The sequence below is a fragment of the Bradyrhizobium sp. 76 genome (assembly GCF_023073025.1).
Taxonomy (GTDB): Bacteria; Pseudomonadota; Alphaproteobacteria; order Rhizobiales; family Xanthobacteraceae; genus Bradyrhizobium.
This window is the reverse complement of record NZ_JADPIS010000103.1, coordinates 93,827-109,938: the sequence shown is the minus strand read 5'-3', so window position 1 is coordinate 109,938 and position 16,112 is coordinate 93,827. Positions and strand designations below refer to the sequence as shown.

13 protein-coding genes are annotated in these 16,112 nt (G+C 64.4%); 4 read left to right on the top strand and 9 right to left on the bottom strand.

Features of this window, described 5'->3' with window-relative positions:
- Positions 1-42 precede the first annotated feature (42 nt).
- The 9 genes from IVB48_RS26915 to IVB48_RS26875 all read right to left on the bottom strand — a co-directional run bounded on the left by IVB48_RS26915 (position 43) and on the right by IVB48_RS26875 (position 10,210).
- The gene (locus IVB48_RS26915; RefSeq protein ID WP_027565945.1) at positions 43-636 is read right to left on the bottom strand and encodes a L,D-transpeptidase; all 594 of its coding nucleotides are present in this window, start codon (positions 634-636) and stop codon (positions 43-45) included.
- A 322-nt stretch (positions 637-958) separates the two neighbouring features.
- Entirely contained in the window at positions 959-1,933 is a 975-nt protein-coding gene (locus IVB48_RS26910) for a hypothetical protein (protein ID WP_247405439.1), read from the bottom strand.
- 84 nt (positions 1,934-2,017) lie between these two features.
- Positions 2,018-2,581 (bottom strand): thioredoxin family protein, encoded by a 564-nt coding sequence (locus IVB48_RS26905; RefSeq protein WP_247404582.1) that lies wholly within the window; start codon positions 2,579-2,581, stop codon positions 2,018-2,020.
- A gap of 31 nt (positions 2,582-2,612) precedes the next feature.
- Positions 2,613-3,311: a cytochrome c biogenesis CcdA family protein gene (locus tag IVB48_RS26900; protein ID WP_247404580.1), complete on the bottom strand. Its 699-nt coding sequence runs from the start codon at positions 3,309-3,311 to the stop codon at positions 2,613-2,615.
- Positions 3,312-3,648: 337 nt separating this feature from the next.
- On the bottom strand, positions 3,649-4,260 hold the full coding sequence (locus IVB48_RS26895) for a sigma-70 family RNA polymerase sigma factor (RefSeq protein ID WP_018456005.1): 612 nt from the start codon (positions 4,258-4,260) through the stop codon (positions 3,649-3,651).
- A 409-nt stretch (positions 4,261-4,669) separates the two neighbouring features.
- Positions 4,670-5,404 (bottom strand): response regulator, encoded by a 735-nt coding sequence (locus IVB48_RS26890; RefSeq protein ID WP_007597984.1) that lies wholly within the window; start codon positions 5,402-5,404, stop codon positions 4,670-4,672.
- Between the two features lie 10 nt (positions 5,405-5,414).
- On the bottom strand, positions 5,415-7,160 hold the full coding sequence (locus IVB48_RS26885; RefSeq protein ID WP_247404578.1) for a DUF3369 domain-containing protein: 1,746 nt from the start codon (positions 7,158-7,160) through the stop codon (positions 5,415-5,417).
- Positions 7,130-9,160 carry an ATP-binding protein gene (locus IVB48_RS26880; protein WP_027514477.1) on the bottom strand — a complete coding sequence of 677 codons (2,031 nt, stop codon included), beginning with the start codon at positions 9,158-9,160 and terminating at the stop codon, positions 7,130-7,132. The genes IVB48_RS26885 and IVB48_RS26880 overlap by 31 nt, the downstream gene beginning before the upstream one ends.
- Before the next feature lie 54 nt (positions 9,161-9,214).
- On the bottom strand, positions 9,215-10,210 hold the full coding sequence (locus IVB48_RS26875) for a TRAP transporter substrate-binding protein (RefSeq protein ID WP_247404576.1): 996 nt from the start codon (positions 10,208-10,210) through the stop codon (positions 9,215-9,217).
- Between the two features lie 143 nt (positions 10,211-10,353).
- On the opposite strand from IVB48_RS26875, the gene ugpB reads away from it, so the two are divergent.
- From ugpB to IVB48_RS26855, 4 genes are all read left to right on the top strand, one after another.
- Complete coding sequence (ugpB, locus tag IVB48_RS26870; RefSeq protein ID WP_247404573.1) at positions 10,354-11,736, top strand: sn-glycerol-3-phosphate ABC transporter substrate-binding protein UgpB; 1,383 nt, start codon at positions 10,354-10,356, stop codon at positions 11,734-11,736.
- Positions 11,737-11,957: 221 nt separating this feature from the next.
- Positions 11,958-12,917 (top strand): aminoglycoside 3'-phosphotransferase/choline kinase family protein, encoded by a 960-nt coding sequence (locus tag IVB48_RS26865; RefSeq protein ID WP_247357575.1) that lies wholly within the window; start codon positions 11,958-11,960, stop codon positions 12,915-12,917.
- A 258-nt stretch (positions 12,918-13,175) separates the two neighbouring features.
- A complete protein-coding gene (locus IVB48_RS26860; protein WP_247357576.1) occupies positions 13,176-14,798 on the top strand; it encodes an ABC transporter substrate-binding protein in 1,623 nt (540 codons plus the stop codon).
- 298 nt (positions 14,799-15,096) lie between these two features.
- Positions 15,097-16,110, top strand: coding sequence for an ABC transporter permease (locus IVB48_RS26855; RefSeq protein WP_018456013.1), 1,014 nt, complete (start codon positions 15,097-15,099; stop codon positions 16,108-16,110).
- Positions 16,111-16,112: the final 2 nt, after the last annotated feature.

Sequence of the window (16,112 nt, the reverse complement as noted above, 5' to 3'; positions counted from 1 at the left end):
TCGAAATAATCGGGAAAAGGAATATTCGCTAAGGCGAGGAGATCAGAGCTCGGGCTTCTGCCGGATGACAACCTTGGTGCCGACCGGGACGCGATCGTAGAGATCGGCGACGTCGCGGTTGACCAGCCGGAAGCAGCCCGAGGAGACCTTGGTGCCGATCGTGTCGGGCCGATTGGTGCCGTGGATGCGGTAGACCGTGGTGCCCAAATACATGGCGCGCGCGCCGAGCGGATTGCCGGGGCCGCCGGCCATGAAGCGCGGCAGATAGGGCTGGCGCTGGATCATCTCCGCCGGCGGCGTCCAGTCCGGCCACTCCTTCTTGTTGGTGATGTTCACCAGCCCCTGCCACTGAAAACCGTCGCGGCCGACGCCGATGCCGTAGCGGATCGCGCGACCGCCAGGCTGCACCAGATAGAGATGCCGTTCGGCGGTCGAGATGATGAGGGTGCCGGGCGCTTCGGTGGTACGGAAGTAGACGACCTGCTTCTGCCACTCCGGATCGAGTTCGAAGGCATCGTCGGCGACCAGGCCCGGCTCGTCGCCGCGGTCGGGCTGCTGGGCGTAGGCATGGGGCGCGGACAGGATCAGGCCGATCGCAGCCACAAACATCCCGGTCAGACGACGAAAATCCGTCATTTCAAGCTCTCCCCCACGGCCAAGGCCAAAACCATCTGGAACCATCAAATCTGAGGGCCCTCTTCATGGCAAGTTCAAGGCACACTTAGCCGATATGTCACGAGAATGCTTTGGTTTTTTGACGAGGCCGGGCAATGCCACAAACAGGGGATGGCGCGAAAAGCAGTAGCCACGGCCTCGCTTGGGGTGGGGCGACCAAATTTGCATTCACAAACGCCGTCATGCCCGGGCTTGTCCCGGGCATCCACGTTCTTGGCGCTATGGGTAAAGACGTGGATGGCCGGGACAAGCCCGGCCATGACGATGTGGAAGCGACGCGCTATCAGATCTGGTTATTCTCAGCCGCGATCCCGAGCCGCCGGACGATTTCGGCACCTACGGCCCGGGCTTCAGGCCTCGACCCGATGCGAGGGCTGCGAAACCGCCGTCCCGACTGCAATCGGATCACCACGATACAGTGCTCGTCCTCGGACCGGCCGCGGCGCTCGACCGTGATCGTCTTGACGTCGCGCCCTTCGATGTGGTCGGCGCGCAACGTGCCGTCGCCCCACAGGCGTTCGACGCGGATATCACCTTGCCGGATCATCCAGAAGGCGCCGGTCACAAGATTGGCATAACGGGACACCCCGAAAGCGGCGATCGCGCCGACCGGCAGCAGCATGATGTCGACCGGCCCGGGCGACAGGCCACGCCAGAGCCTGTAGGCGTAGGGAACGGCGCACAATGCGACGACGATCAGTGCGACGATCCTGATGTCTCTCTTCGAGAACGGCTCGAGCGGGTCGCCGAGACGCATCTCGGGATTGCTGGCATCGAGCGGATTGACGGGAGACTCGACGTCGGGAACGTCGAATTGCGCGGCGATCCGCGCCACCGTGTCGTGCACGTGGGTGACATCGGCGATCGGCGGCGATGTCAGGCGCTCACCGGAGGCCAACGTGAAGGCGAGCTGGAAGCGGGCTTTCGCCCTCTTGCTGCCGGGAACCTGCAATCCCCTGATGTCGTCCTTGGCGACGATCCGCGTCCGCAGTTTTCCGAACGGACGCTGCTCCCCGATCAGGATCTCATCCGGCGTGATGATCCACACCACCGCCGGTGCCAGCATGATGATAGCGACGAACGCTGCTCCCACCAGCAGCGCGACCACGGAGATGATGACCTCCAGGGGATCGCGTGTGAACAGGCCCGGCGTGAAGCATAGCGCAACGGCGGCCGCAAAGCCGGACATGACCAGCCGCTGCGCGATCGAGGCGCCTTCACGAAGGCGAATGTCGGTGCTGCTGGTGGCGTCGTCCATCGCGAGCGGCTGATTACGTGGCCCGCGAAACTCCACGGACGGGTCCGTGGAGTCAAGCAACAAGGGCGAGACCCGCGCCGGGTGTTAGCTATTGGCGTTCAGCAGCTTTGCCACGGTGCGGTCGATCTCGTCATAGCGGCCTTCGCCCTCGTGCTGGAACACGATCTTGCCGTTCTGGTCGATGATGTATTGCGCCGGCCAATATCGGTTGCGGTACGCGTTCCAGGTCCTGGAATCATTGTCCTGTGCCACCGGATAGGTGATGCCGTGGCGCTTGAGCGCCGCCTGGACGTTGGACGCCGAGCGCTCGAACGGGAATTCCGGTGTGTGCACGCCGACCACGACGAGGCCCTTGTCCTTGTACTTGGCATAGAGGTCGATGACGTGCGGCAGCGTGTTGACGCAGTTGACGCAGCCATAGGTCCAGAAATCAACCAGCACGACCTTGCCGCGCAGATCGGCAATGTTCAGCGGTTTCGAGTTGAACCAGTTGTTGATGCCGGCGAAGTCGGGCGCGGTGTCCTGGCTGGCGGCCGCTGTCACGACAGGGACGGCGCGCGCGGCCTCGTCGCAGATGCCGGGGATGACGGCGCCGGTTACGGCGATGCCGATCAGAGCGGCGGAGACGGCGAGCAGTTTGAAAGTCATGGAAAGATCCTCCGGTGAAGATGAGGGATGATCACAGGCCGATCTGGCCGGTGGGATAGAAGCCGGTGAGCCACGCCACGATCAGCGTGTCGTATTGGAAATAAGCGGCGAGCGCGAAACCGATCACGACAACGCCAAAGCCCTGCTGCAGCCGCGGCGAGATGCGCGCGAGACTGCGTACTCGCGTCGTGGCGGCCTGCCCGCCATAGGCGATCGCCAGCATGGGAATGGCCGCGCCGATGGCGTAGGCGACCAGCAGCGTGCCGGCCCAGGTCGCGTTTTCAGTGGTCGCGACCAGCGTCAGGATCGAGCCGAGCACCGGGCCGGCGCAGGGCGTCCAGACCAGGCCAAGCGTGGTGCCGAGCACGAGCCCGCCGAGCGCGCCCTCGCGCTGCGTGGCGCCGGAGTTGCCGAGATCGAGCCAGCCGTTGAGCCGGATCGACAGCCATTCGAACGGCGCCGGCCACAGCATCAACAGGCCGAAGCCGAGCAGCAGGATCGATGCCGCCTCGCGCAGCACGTTCGGATCGAAATTAAACAGCCGCGTGATGGCGCCGAGCAACAGCGCGGTCGCGGAGAACGAGATGACGAAGCCGAGCGCGATCATCGCGGGGCGCAGATGCGAGCTGCGGCCGATCGAGGCCCCGAGCAGGATCGGCAGCATCGGCAGCGTGCACGGCGCGGCGATGGTGAGGATGCCGGCGAGGACGGCGAAGGTGAGTTCGAGCATCGGAGCACTCGTGAATGGGGGTCACGAGGGCTGTTCGGGATGAGAGAGGCAGTCGTTACCTCGCGTCACGCCTTCGTGACGGGAGTGCTGCAGCGGGCGTCTCGAACCATAAGGCCGGCACCCGAACCAGCCCAAACACAAAACGACCCGGAGGGGGGCATCCCGTCCGGGTCGTTGGAGGTCTTGGGAGGTTTAACGAAACCGTATGTGAGTTTTATAGGAGGGAAGTTTTTCCGCCTGATGTTGTGCTTTGTTTCAATTGTTTCGTCGGCGGTAACACTTCCGTGTCCGGGGTAAGGCCAAAACGAACGCCCTATCCCCTTGAAATATCTGAACTTCAAGCGGCAAAGCGCTCGACGCCGCAGCCCTTAAGCAATTCGGCGAGTTGCTTGCGGGCGTAGAACATCCGGGTCTTCACCGTGCTCTGCGGGATGCCGATGATCTGTCCGACCTCCTCCACCGACTTCTCGTGGTAGTAGACAAGCGTGATGATCTCGCGATGCGCGGGTGACAGCTTCTGAACGCAGGCACGCAGGATTGCGCTGGTGTCGCTGCGGTCGAGCGAGGTCTCCGGCGTGTCGCAACCGTCGGCGATCTGACGCACGTCTTCCTGGTCGATATCCTCGAAGCGACGCTGGCGCATCGCGGTCAGCGCCTTGAAGCGGGCGATCGAGAGCAGCCAGGTCGAAACCTGCGAGCGGCCCTGGAATTGGCCGGCGGTCCGCCACACGTCCAGAAACACCTGGCTGACGAGGTCTTCCGCCGTGGTGGCGTCGCGCACGATCCGCAGGATGAAGCGGTAGACGCGCACATTGTGCCGGCAATAAAGGATGTGCATGGACGTCCGGTTGCCGTCGGCAATGCTTTCGAGAAGCATGTCGTCCGAGGTCGCCTGAGCGGCAATGATGCTCTGGCTGGCTTGGGCGTTGATGGCGATGACGTTCGGCATTGACTTGGCTCCCCGTAGCGCCGCAACCGAGCGGCGTTTCCTTCGACCAAAGTGTTAATGAGCCAACGTTTCGGGACGTCTGCACGAAAAGGGGAAAATGGTTTCGTGCGCCATCAAATTGTTTCGTCGGATTAGCCGCGACGAAACATTCGGGGTAAAAAAGCGTGGAATTTCAATGTACGGAAAATACGGGGGTGGGGAATGGAGGCGGACGGAGGCGCCGGGAACGTATTTCGGGCCTTTGCGTTCGATGTCGCCTCAATCCCAGCTGTCGTCCTGGCGAAGGCCAGGACCCATAACCACGGAGTGGGTTTGGCGAAGACACGAGGGACCAGCCTCGCGCCACAACTTCTCCCTGGCGTAATGGGTCCCGGCCTTCGCCGGGACGACACCGTGGGTGGTGCGTGATCTACGCCTTCTCGCCCGCCGGCGAGAACAGATAGCCGCCGCCGCGGATGGTGCGGATCACGGCGGGTTTTGCCGGATCGGGCTCGATCTTGCGGCGGATGCGCATGATGCGCAGGTCGACGGCGCGGTCGAAGGCTTCGGCGTCGCGCGCGTTGGCCAATTCCAGCAGGCGCTCGCGCGACAGCACGCGCTTCGGATTGGCCGCGAACACCTTCAAGAGCCCAAACTCGGATGCGGTCAGCGGGTGCTCGTTGCCCTCGTCGTCGCGCAAGGCCTGAGCTTCGAGATCGAGCCACTTCGTCCCGAACCGTACCAATTGCTCCTTGTCCGATTTCGCAGCCGCCGTTTCCGCCACGGCTTTCGCCGGCGCGCTCCGGCGCAGCACCGAGCGGATGCGCGCCATCAGCTCACGCAGCTCGCACGGCTTGGCCACGTAATCGTCGGCGCCGAGCTCGAGGCCGACGACGCGGTCGATCGGGCTCGCCGTCGCCGTCAGCATGATCACCGGCACGTTGATGCGGCTCTTGAGGTCGCGGATGATCGAGAGCCCGTCTTCCTCCGGCATGTTGAGGTCGAGCACGACGAGGTCGGGCATGCTGCCGTCGATCGCCGTGCGCAACGACTTGCCGCCGTCGCACAGCGTCACGGTGAAGCCGTGCATCTTGAGGTAATCGCCGACCATCTCCCGGGCCGGGGCCTCGTCGTCGACGATCATGATGTGCTGGCTTTGGGTCATGGTCCTGAGATCACGGAATTTCGGTCGCGGGGAGGGTGATGGTGAAGGTCGAGCCCTTGCCGGGGCCCTCGCTCTCGGCGGTCACCTCGCCGCCGTGCATGTCGATAATACGCTTGACGATGGACAACCCAAGCCCGGTCGAGCTCTCGCCGGCGGTCGGCTTTGCCGACAGCCGCTGGAACCGGCCGAACAGGCGGCCGAGATCCTCCGGCGACAGGCCGGCGCCCTCGTCGCTGACGCGGACGATTGTGTCGCCGCCTTCATGGCCGACGATGACGCCGATCTTGCCGCCGATCGGCGAGTATTTGATGGCGTTGCTGATGAGGTTGTCGATCGCCTCGCGGATGCGGTCGGTGTCGCACATGGTGACGATGTTGACGGGTGCGGTGACGCTGATCGTCTGCTGCTTGTTGATGGCGAGCGGCTGGTTGGCCTCGGCGACTTCCTTGACCAGGGCCGCGACGTCGACCGGCTCGCGGCGGATGGTGATGTCGAAGGCATCGGCCATCGCGTCCGAGATCAGATGATCGACCATCGAGGTCAGGCGCTTGGTCGCATCGCGGATGTGATCGACCTGGGCGACCACGCCGCCTGACGACGCGCCGGTCGAGATCAGCTCCTTCAGCATCTCGGTGCGGCCGAGGATGACGCCGAGCGGATTCTTCAGATCGTGGGCAACGGTGCCGAGGATCTCGTTCTTGAAGCCGTTGGCGCGCTGCAGCCGCAGCCATTGCGCTGAGAGCCGGCGGTTGGCCTGCATCAGCGCGCGGGTGCGCTGGGCGACGCGGTCTTCCAGCTGGGTGTTGGCAGCCTGCAGCTGCTGGTAGAGGATGACATTGTCGAAGGCAATCGAGAGCCGGCTGGAGAAGATCTCGACCAGCGAGCGGTCGGTCTCGGACAGCTCGCGTTCGGCCTGCAGCAGCACCACGACCTCGCGCCCACTTCCGGTGCGCAAATAAATGACGCTGCGGTGGTCGGCGAATTCGTTCTTGCGGCCCTGGAAAGCGGCTTCCACCATCGCGCGCAGATCGGGGTCGAGCGCCTTCGACGAGGTCGTGCCGATGAAGCGGCTGTAGCAGCCGCTGCCGGCGAGCACCGAGAGCTCGGGGTCGAGGCCGCCATTGTCGCGCAAGACCAGGATGCCGGCGCAATCGACGTTGAGCAGCGAGGCGAGCTGGGTCAGCACGCCCTCGGCGAGCCGCTGCATCGACTTGAAGTCGTACAGCGTCGAGGCGGCGTCGATGATGATCTCGAGCCCGCGCCTTGTCTGCAGCATGCGCTCGAGCTGCTGGTAAGAGCGCAGCGCCGCGGTCAGCGAGGTGAACAGCTTGTCGGCGGTGAGCTCGGTCTTGGCCTTGTAGTCGTTGATGTCGTACTGCACGATTACGCGCCGCTCGGGCGCCTGGCCGGGCTGTCCGGTGCGCAGGATGATGCGCACGGTCTCGTTCTTGAGCTCGTTGCGGATGTACTCGACCAGCTCGAGGCCGGCGACGTCCGTCTCCATGATGACGTCGAGCAACACGGCGGCGATGTCGTTGTGCGCCGCCATCAGCTTGCGACCTTCCGCCGCGGAATGGGCGGAGAGGATCTCCAGGCCCTGGCCGTTGAGGGAATAGTCCGAGAGCGCAAAGCGCGTGCCGTCATGCACGGCCGGATCGTCGTCGATGACGGCGATCTTCCATTTCCGGGCGTCAACATCCTCCGATGCAGTACCGGTGTCGTCGATCAGGTGGAGGACATCGTCCTGTTCGGCCATTGAGAAGTCCCGTCAGTCTCTGTGCTTTGCCCGCCGCCCCTGGCGACCCGGGGCATGATAATGCGAAATGTAGTGCCTTGTCCCAGCTTGGATTCCAGCATCATGCGACCGCCGAGCTGCTGGGTGACGAGGTTATAGACGATATGGAGGCCGAGTCCCGTGCCACCTTCATTGCGCCTGGTGGTAAAGAATGGGTCAAAGGCCTGGCGCTGCACGTCGGAGGTCATGCCGGCCCCGTCATCGGTGAAGATGATCTCGACGTCGTCGGCCCCGCGGGGCCGCGCCGAGATCGTGATCGTGCCGGCGCGGCCGTCGGCAAAGGCGTGGTTGGCGGCATTGAGGAACAAATTGGTCAGGATCTGGCCGTAAGAGCCGGGATAGCCGTCGAGCAGCAGCCCCTCGGGCATGTCGACATGGAGCGTGATCGGCGACCGCTTCAGCACCGGGCGCAGGCTCGCGATGATCTGGTCGGTGGCTTCGCTCAGTGAGAACTGCCGCCGCTCGGCATGGGAGCGGTCGACCGCGACCTGCTTGAAAGACTGGATCAGTTCGCCGGCGCGCTGGAGATTGGCGACGAGCTGCTGCGAGGCGTCGCGCGAGGACTGCACGAATTCTTCCAGCTGCGAGCGGCGTAGGCCGCCGTCGCCCTTGAGCTGGGCCTCGAAGATCTCGGTGCGCCGGGCAAAGCTCGACGCAACGGTGAGGCTGATCCCGATCGGATTGTTGACTTCGTGCGCGACACCGGCGACGAGGCCGCCGAGGGCTGCGAGCCTCTCGGCATCGATCAGATTCTGCTGCGCGGCGTTGAGCTCGAGCAGCGCGCTCTCGGCCTTCTCCTTGGACGCGCGCAGCTCGTCCTCGGTCTGGCGCTTTGCGATGGCGTTTTCGCGGAACACTTCCACCGCGCGCGCCATGGCGCCGACCTCGTCACGTGCACGCGTGCCCTGCACCTCGCGGCCGAGGTCGCCGAGCGTGATCGCGCGCATCGCCGCCATGATCTGCTGCAGCGGCAGCCGGATCGACAGCGCGATCAGCACGCCGGCAGTGAGGATGATGCCGAGGAAGATCACCGCGATGGAAAGAACACGACGGGAAATGTCCGCCAGCGTGCGGTCGAACGTCTCCTGCGCCTTCTGCTCGCGCTGGCGCATCTTGGTGGAGAGATCGTCGATGGCGCCGATGGCCTCGGCCTGGTTGGCGTCGATGGTGTTGCGCAGCAGTTCGGTACGGTTCGTGAGCTGCTCGGAGAGCTTTGCGAAGCCCTCGCGCAGCGCGGCGGTCCGGGCCGCCAGCCGCCGCAACGCCATGCGCTGGAGGTCGTTGTCGGCGAGATCGATCATCACGGGGATGGTCTTCTCGATGGTTTCGGTATTGCGGCGGGCGTCGTCGGCCGCACCCGATGACAGCGAGAGATAGTAGGAATTGGCCGCGACCAGCATCGCGGTGAAGGCTTCGCGCGACTTGCCCAGCGAAGGCCAGATCAGCGCGTCGCGGTGGCCGGTGGCGCCTTCGATGATGGAGTAAAGCCCGGCCATGTCCCTGGCCGGTCCCTGCACCTGATCCTCATAGGTCTTCGCGATGGTGGCCTGCACGCCGCGCAGCTCGCCGAAGCCGTTGAGGAAGCGGTCGGTGGTGCGCTCCAGCTCCTCGACCGAGCCCGACAGCATCGGGTCCTTGGCGGCGCGATTGGTCAGCGTCCCCAGCACCGCCTCGCGCAGCAGCAGGATCTCGGCGAACAGGTCGGGGCTCGGCTGGTTGATGTAGCGGTGGATCAGATTGTGCAGCCGCCCGGTCTCGCTTTCGAGCAGCGCCAGAATCCGGTCGGATTCGCGCACCTGGCGCACGTCCTCCCAGGCCGAGCCGAGCACCTGCGAGCCGTTCCAGATCAGCCCGACCAGCACGATGACCACGGCAGAGTTCAGCGCCGCGATCGACAGGATGCGCCAGCGGATCGGCACCGCCCGCAGCACGCCGACCAGCCGCGCGCGCAGCCGCCCCATCGGGCCGGGCGACCTGTCTGCATGCTCGCTGTGTCCAAGCCCGGGCAAGAGGCCTCACTCCACCTTGCGAATGCGTTCGATCAGCGCGGCCGCGGCCGGATCTTGCCCGGCCTTGGTGTAGATCGCGACCATCGCGTCCTCGAACGGCTTGCGGTCGATATCCCTGACGATGGTGACGCCCGCTTCTTCCGCCTTGCGCTGCGACTGCTCCTCGAGGTCGCGCCATTTCTCGCGCATGAAGCGGCTGGAGCGCTGCGCCGCTTCCCGGAAGATGGTCTGGTCGTCGGCCGACAGGCTTTTCCAGGCCTTCAGCGAGATCACCAGCACTTCGGGGCTCATCGTGTGCTCGGTGAGGGCGAGATAGCCGGCATGCTTGTAATGGTCCGTCGTCACGTAGGAGGGCCAGTTGTTCTCGGCGCCGTCGATCAAATGGTTGGCAAGCCCGGCAAGCACCTGCCCATAGGGCATCTCGACCGGCTCCGCGCCGAGCGCGCGGATCATCTGGCTCATCAACTCCGACTGCTGCACCCGGATCCGCAATCCCTTGAGGTCCGCGACGTTTCTGACCGGGCGGGCGCCGTTGTAGATCGACCGCGCGCCGGAATCGTAGAAGGCGAGGCCAACGAAGCCATAGGGCTCGAAGCTGCCGAGGATCTCGCCGCCGATCGGCCCGTCCAGCACCTTCTGCATGTGCTCGATGGACCGGAACAGGAACGGCATCGCCAGCACGTTCATCGCCGGGACGAAGTTGCCGATCAGCGCCACATTGGTCCGGTTGAGATCGATCGCGCCGACCCGGGTCTGCTCGATGGTCTCCTTCTCCTCGCCGAGCTGGCGGGAGTGGAACACCTTGACCTCGTGCCGGCCGCCGCTGCGCTCGGCTATCAGGGCGCCCATGTAGCGCAGCGCCTGCACGGTCGGATAATCCTCGGCCTGGGTGTCGGCGGCGCGGAATTCCCGCGCAGCGGCCCCCGTCGCGCAGATGGCGATCAGAAGCGCGACGAAAACCACCCCGGTCCGCGAGCGTTCGGCACGGTTCAACACTGGCACACTCAACCCCTCAGTGGTGGAGTCTATGGCGGGAGCAAAAGGTTCAATGCAATCTAGCAGATGGTCGGGGGAAGGCCATCCCGCCCGGGGCTTCGGCGTGATTGTGCGGCGCGGCCGGCGCTCATTCCCGGTTGAAACCGCAAATGCCGCGCCTTAAGCAGGGACGGTCGCCGTCGTCGCGCGATACGGAAAGAGCCATCGTGATTTCAGCATTGCGCTTCTTGCAGGTCATCGCCGCCCTTGCGGCCCTCTCCTTGGCCGCGCCGGTGCGGGCCGCGACCGACATCGCGTGGTGGCACGCCATGTCCGGCGAACTCGGCCGCCAGCTCGAGAAGCTCGCCTCCGACTTCAACGCCTCGCAGCCGGACTATCGCGTCGTGCCGACTTACAAGGGCAGTTACACCGAGACGGTGACGGCCGCGATCTTCGCCTTCCGCTCGCGCAGCCAGCCCGCGATCGTCCAGGTCAACGAGGTCGCCACCGCCACCATGACCGCGGCCAAGGGCGCGATCTATCCCGTGTTCAGCCTGATGCGGGACATGAACGAGCCGTTCTCGCTCAATGACTATCTTCCCGCGGTCTCCGGCTACTACACCGATGCGGCCGGCAATCTCTTGTCCTTCCCGTTCAATTCGTCGACGCCGATTCTCTATTACAACAAGACCATGTTGCGCGATGCAGGGCTCGATCCGGAGGCGCCGCCGAAGACCTGGCCGGAGCTCGGTGCTGCCGCTAAACGCCTGCGCGATCGCGGCGCGGCGTGCGGCTTCACCACGTCCTGGCCGTCCTGGATCCATGTCGAGAATTTTTCAGCGTTTCACAATCTGCCGCTGGCGACGCGGACCAACGGCTTTGCCGCGCTCGATGCCGAGTTGACCATCAACAATCCGTCTCTCGTGCGTCACGTCGCCGAGCTCAGCGAGTGGCAGAAGACGAAGGTGTTCGACTATAGCGGCCGCGGCCAGTCGGCCGAGCCGCGCTTCCAGAACGGCGAATGCGGCATCTTCATCGGCTCCTCGGCGACGCGCGCCGACATCAAGGCGAACTCGAAGTTCGAGATCGGCTACGGCATGATGCCGTATTGGCCCGACGTGAAGGGCGCGCCGCAGAATTCGATCATCGGCGGCGCCACGCTGTGGGTGCTGCGCGACCGCCCGCGCGAGGAATACAAGGGCGTGGCGCGATTCTTCGCCTATCTGTCGCAGCCCGGCGTGCAGGCCGCCTGGCACCAGAACACCGGCTATCTGCCTGTCACCCGCGCCGCCTTCGAGCTGACGCGCGCGCAAGGGTTTTACGAGCGCAATCCGGGCTCGGCGATGTCGTTCGAGGAGATCACGCTGCATCCGCCGACGGAGAATTCGAAGGGCATCCGGCTCGGCTCCTTCGTGCTGATCCGCGGCGCGATCGAGGACGAGCTGGAGCAGGCCTTTGCCGGCCGCAAGAGCGCGCAAGCCGCGCTCGATGCCGCGGTCGAGCGCGGCAACAAGATCCTGCGCCAGTTCGAGCGCGCCAGCCCGGATCGGTAGAGTTCTCAGATTGGACCTCTCTTTAACCGCGAAGGAAGTGCGCTCCCTCTCCCGCTTGCGGGAGAGGGTTGGGGAGAGGGTCTTTCCGCAAAGGGACAATCCCCTAGAGGAGAGAACCCCACCCGGCGCTTCGCGCCGACCTCCCCCGCAAGCGGGAAAGGTGCACCGTCTGCTTGGCGCGCATCAAATCAACCAAAACCTGCTTGCCTGATCGGGCGCGCATGACCAGCGTTCCATCGCAAATCTTGCCGACTTTCACCGACGCTGCTGCCTTTCGCGCCTTTCGCGCCGACCCTCCGCGATGGCTGCCGATCGCCATCGACATCGCCCGCAGCCACGGTCTCGATGTCAGCGCGCCGCACGTGTTTGCCACCGGCACCAATCTCGTCGTCGGCTTCGGCGATCACCTGATCCTGAAAATCTTCCCGCCGCTGCTCCGCGCGCAATTCGTCTCCGAGCACGGCTCGCTGACCCAGCTTGCCGGCCGCCTCCATTTGCCGATCCCCGAGATCGTCGCGGAAGGCGAGCGCGACGGCTGGCCTTATCTCGCAATCACACGCCTTGCCGGCACGCTCGGTTCGGAGGTCTGGCCGTCGTTGGCGGAAGCGCAGAGAGAGCGCGTGCTGCGCCAGATCGGCGAGACCATCGCCACCGTGCAGCGCGCGCCGCTCGGTCCGCTCGCGCAGATCGAGCCGCGCTGGGCCGACTTCATGCGGGCCCAGATGCAGGGCTGCAAGGCGCGGCACACGCGTCTCGGCCTGGCGCCAAAATTCCTCGCCGGCCTCGACGACCTCCTGCGTGACGCGGCCGCGCTCATTCCCATCGATGCGCCGCCGGTGATCTTGATCGGCGAATACATTCCGGAGAACTTCCTGCTCGCCTGCCATAATGATCAATGGTCGCTCGCCGGCCTGTTCGACTTCGGCGACGTGCTGGCGGGATGGCGCGACTACGATCTGCTCGGCCCCAGCGCCTTCATGGCAGCGGGCCGGCCGGGGAGGGTGCGCAGCCTGCTCGAGGGTTTTGGCTATGCGAAGCTCGATTATTCACTCAAGCGGCGCCTGATGGCGCTGATGCTGCTGCATCGCGCCAGCGACCTCAACAACCACATCTGCATCGAGGGTTGGCAGGACGAGGCCGACGATCTGGTCGAGCTCCAGGAGCTGATCTGGCCGGGGTGATTGCCGCGGATCGGTAGCCGAGTGACTTGGGACGAGATGCGCCCACGCAATGAGCGAGCGTTCCAGAAAGCCCATTTTATATGCAAATCTGCTTCTTTGTATGCACGCGCTGGAGATCGGCTTCTGATCGACAGTCGAAGTAATGGCCATTTTACGCGGTTATATCAGTGGCTTATGTTGTTTTAAACTCTCATTAAGCCTTGGCACGAACCTTGCGAATCCAGTTCCAACCAGAAAACTTTGTGTTGGAGCCATTTTATGAAGCGCCGCGATTTCCTCAAGTCCGTTTCCGGATTGGCCGCAGGCGCGGCGCTTCCGGCCATGCCCTCCGTGATCTCGTCGGCGATGGCCGATGCGCGCTCGGAGACGCTGCTGATCGTCTCGGAAGGCGGCCCCAACAATCTCGACATCCACGGCGTCGGCACCAACGTGCCCGGCTATGAGGTGTCCTGGAATTGCTACGACCGCCTGCTCAGCCACGAGATGAAGACCGGCCCCGGCGGGGTGCCCTATTACGACCGCGACAAATTCAAGGGCGAGCTCGCCGAGGAGTTCAAGATCGACGATATGTCGGTCACCTTCAAGCTGAAGAAGAACGCCAAATTCCACGACGGCGCGCCCGTCACCGCCAAGGACGTGAAGTGGTCGCTCGACCGCGCCGTCAGCGTCGGCGGCTTCCCCACCTTCCAGATGAGCGCGGGCTCGCTGACGAAGCCCGAGCAGTTCGTCGTGATCGACGACTACACGGTGCGTGTCGACTTCCTGAAGAAGGACAAGCTGACGATCCCCGATCTCGCGGTGATCGTGCCCTGCATCATCAACTCCGAGCTTGTGAAGAAGAATGCCAGCGAGAAGGATCCCTGGGGTCTCGAATTCACCAAGCAGCAGACCGCGGGCTCCGGCGCCTACAAGGTGACGAAGTGGACCGCCGGCACCGAAGTGGTGATGGAGCGCAACGACGATTGGGTCGGCGGCCCGCTGCCGAAGATCAAGCGCGTGATCTGGCGCATGGTGCCGCAGGCCGGCAATCGCCGCGCGCTGCTGGAGCGTGGCGACGCCGACATCTCCTACGAGCTGCCGTTCAAGGATTTCCAGGAGATGAAGGCGAGCGGCAAGCTCAACGTGGTGTCGCTGCCGTTCTCCAACGGCATCCAGTATATCGGCATGAACGTGACCAAGCCGCCGTTCGACAATCCCAAAGTGCGTCAGGCGGTCGCCTACGCGATTCCCTATCAGAAGATCATGGACGCGGTGATGTTCGGGCTGGCCAATCCCATGTTCGGGGCCGCCAAGGACAAGCCGACCGAAGTCGCCTGGCCGCAGCCGCACAAATTCAACACCGACATGGACAAGGCGAAGGCGCTGCTGGCTGAAGCCGGTTATCCCAACGGCTTCGAGACCACGATCTCGTTCGACCTCAACTTCGCCGGCGTCAACGAGCCGCTCTGCGTGCTGGTGCAGGAGAGCCTGGCCCAGATCGGCATCAAGACCACCATCAACAAGGTGCCCGGCGCCAACTGGCGCACCGAGTTGAACAAGAAGGAGATGCCGCTCTTCACCAACGTGTTCTCGGGCTGGCTCGATTACCCCGAATACTTCTTCTACTGGTGCTATCACGGCAATAATTCCGTCTTCAACACCATGAGCTACAAGTCGGCGGAGATGGACAAGCTGATCGACGGGGCGCGGAATGCTGCCGCGACCGGTGACACCGCGACCTACGACGCCGACGTGAAGGGCTTCGTCGACCTCGCCTACAGCGACATCCCGCGCATCCCGCTGTACCAGCCCTTCGTCAACGTCGCGATGCAGAAGAACATCAGCGGCTACCAATACTGGTTCCACCGCCGCCTGGATTATCGCGCGATGGCGAAGGGGTGAGGGGGGTAGTGGGCGAGATGGTCGCGTCATCGACTCTCTTTCTGAGTGAGGCGGCCACCGCTCTCTCATTCCCTCTCCCCTTTTGGGAGGGGGGCAGGGTGAGGGGTAGCCACGAACTCCGACCTCGCTTGGGGCCACCCCTCACCCCAACCCTCTCCCATCGCAAGTCGGGCCTACCCGACTTGCGCCAATCACCAATGCGCAACCGGGGTAGACCCCGGTTGCGTGGGAGAGGGGGCGCAGCGGAGCAGGTGGCGCGAACCCGCCCACAAATGCAGAGCAGCAGGAGCGCAACCCCATGCTGACCATGATCGGCAAGCGCCTGATGTTCGCAATTCCCTCGCTGATCGGGGTCGTCATCGTCACTTTCCTGCTGACCCGCGCGCTGCCGGGCGATCCCGCCGCGTATTTCGCTGGGCCCGCCGCAACAAAGGAAGCCGTGGAGCAGATCCGGAAAAAACTCGGCCTCGACAAGCCGCTGATCGAGCAGTTCTTCCGCTACACCAACGATCTCGCCCATGGCGATTTCGGCAATTCGCTCACGACGGGCCAGCCGGTCGCAGCCGAGATCCGCAACCGCCTGCCGGCCTCCGCCGAGTTGACGCTGCTCGGCCTCATCGTCTCGGTCGTCATCGCGATTCCACTCGGCGTGCTGGCGGCGACGCGGCCGGGATCGTGGGTCGATCATCTCTGTCGCGTGACGACGACGGCCGGCGTCTCGCTGCCAGTGTTCTTCACCGGCCTCGTGCTGGTCTATGTCTTCTATTTCCGGCTCGGCTGGTCGCCCGCGCCGCTCGGCCGGCTCGATGTGTTCTACAGCGCGCCGCCGACGGTCACAGGCTTCTATCTGATCGACACCCTGATCGCGCGAGACTTCGAGGCGTTCCGCTCGGCATGCAGCCAGCTGATCCTGCCGGCGACGACGCTTGCGATCTTCTCGCTGGCGCCAATCGCGCGCATGACGCGCGCCTCGATGCTGGCGGTGCTGTCGTCCGAGTTCGTGCGCACCGCGCGCGCCAGCGGCCTGTCCCCGGCAACCGTCATCGTCACCTATGCCTTCCGCAACGCGATGCTTCCGGTCATCACCACGCTGAGCATGGTGTTCTCGTTCCTGCTCGGCGCCAACGTGCTGGTGGAGAAAGTGTTCGCCTGGCCAGGCATCGGCTCCTATGCGGTCGAGGCGCTGATCTCGTCGGACTTCGCGCCGGTGCAGGGTTTCGTGCTGACCATGGCGGTGATGTACGTGCTGCTCAATCTGGTGATCGACATTCTCTATGGCGTGATCGATCCGCGCGTGCGGCTGGAAGGGTAGGG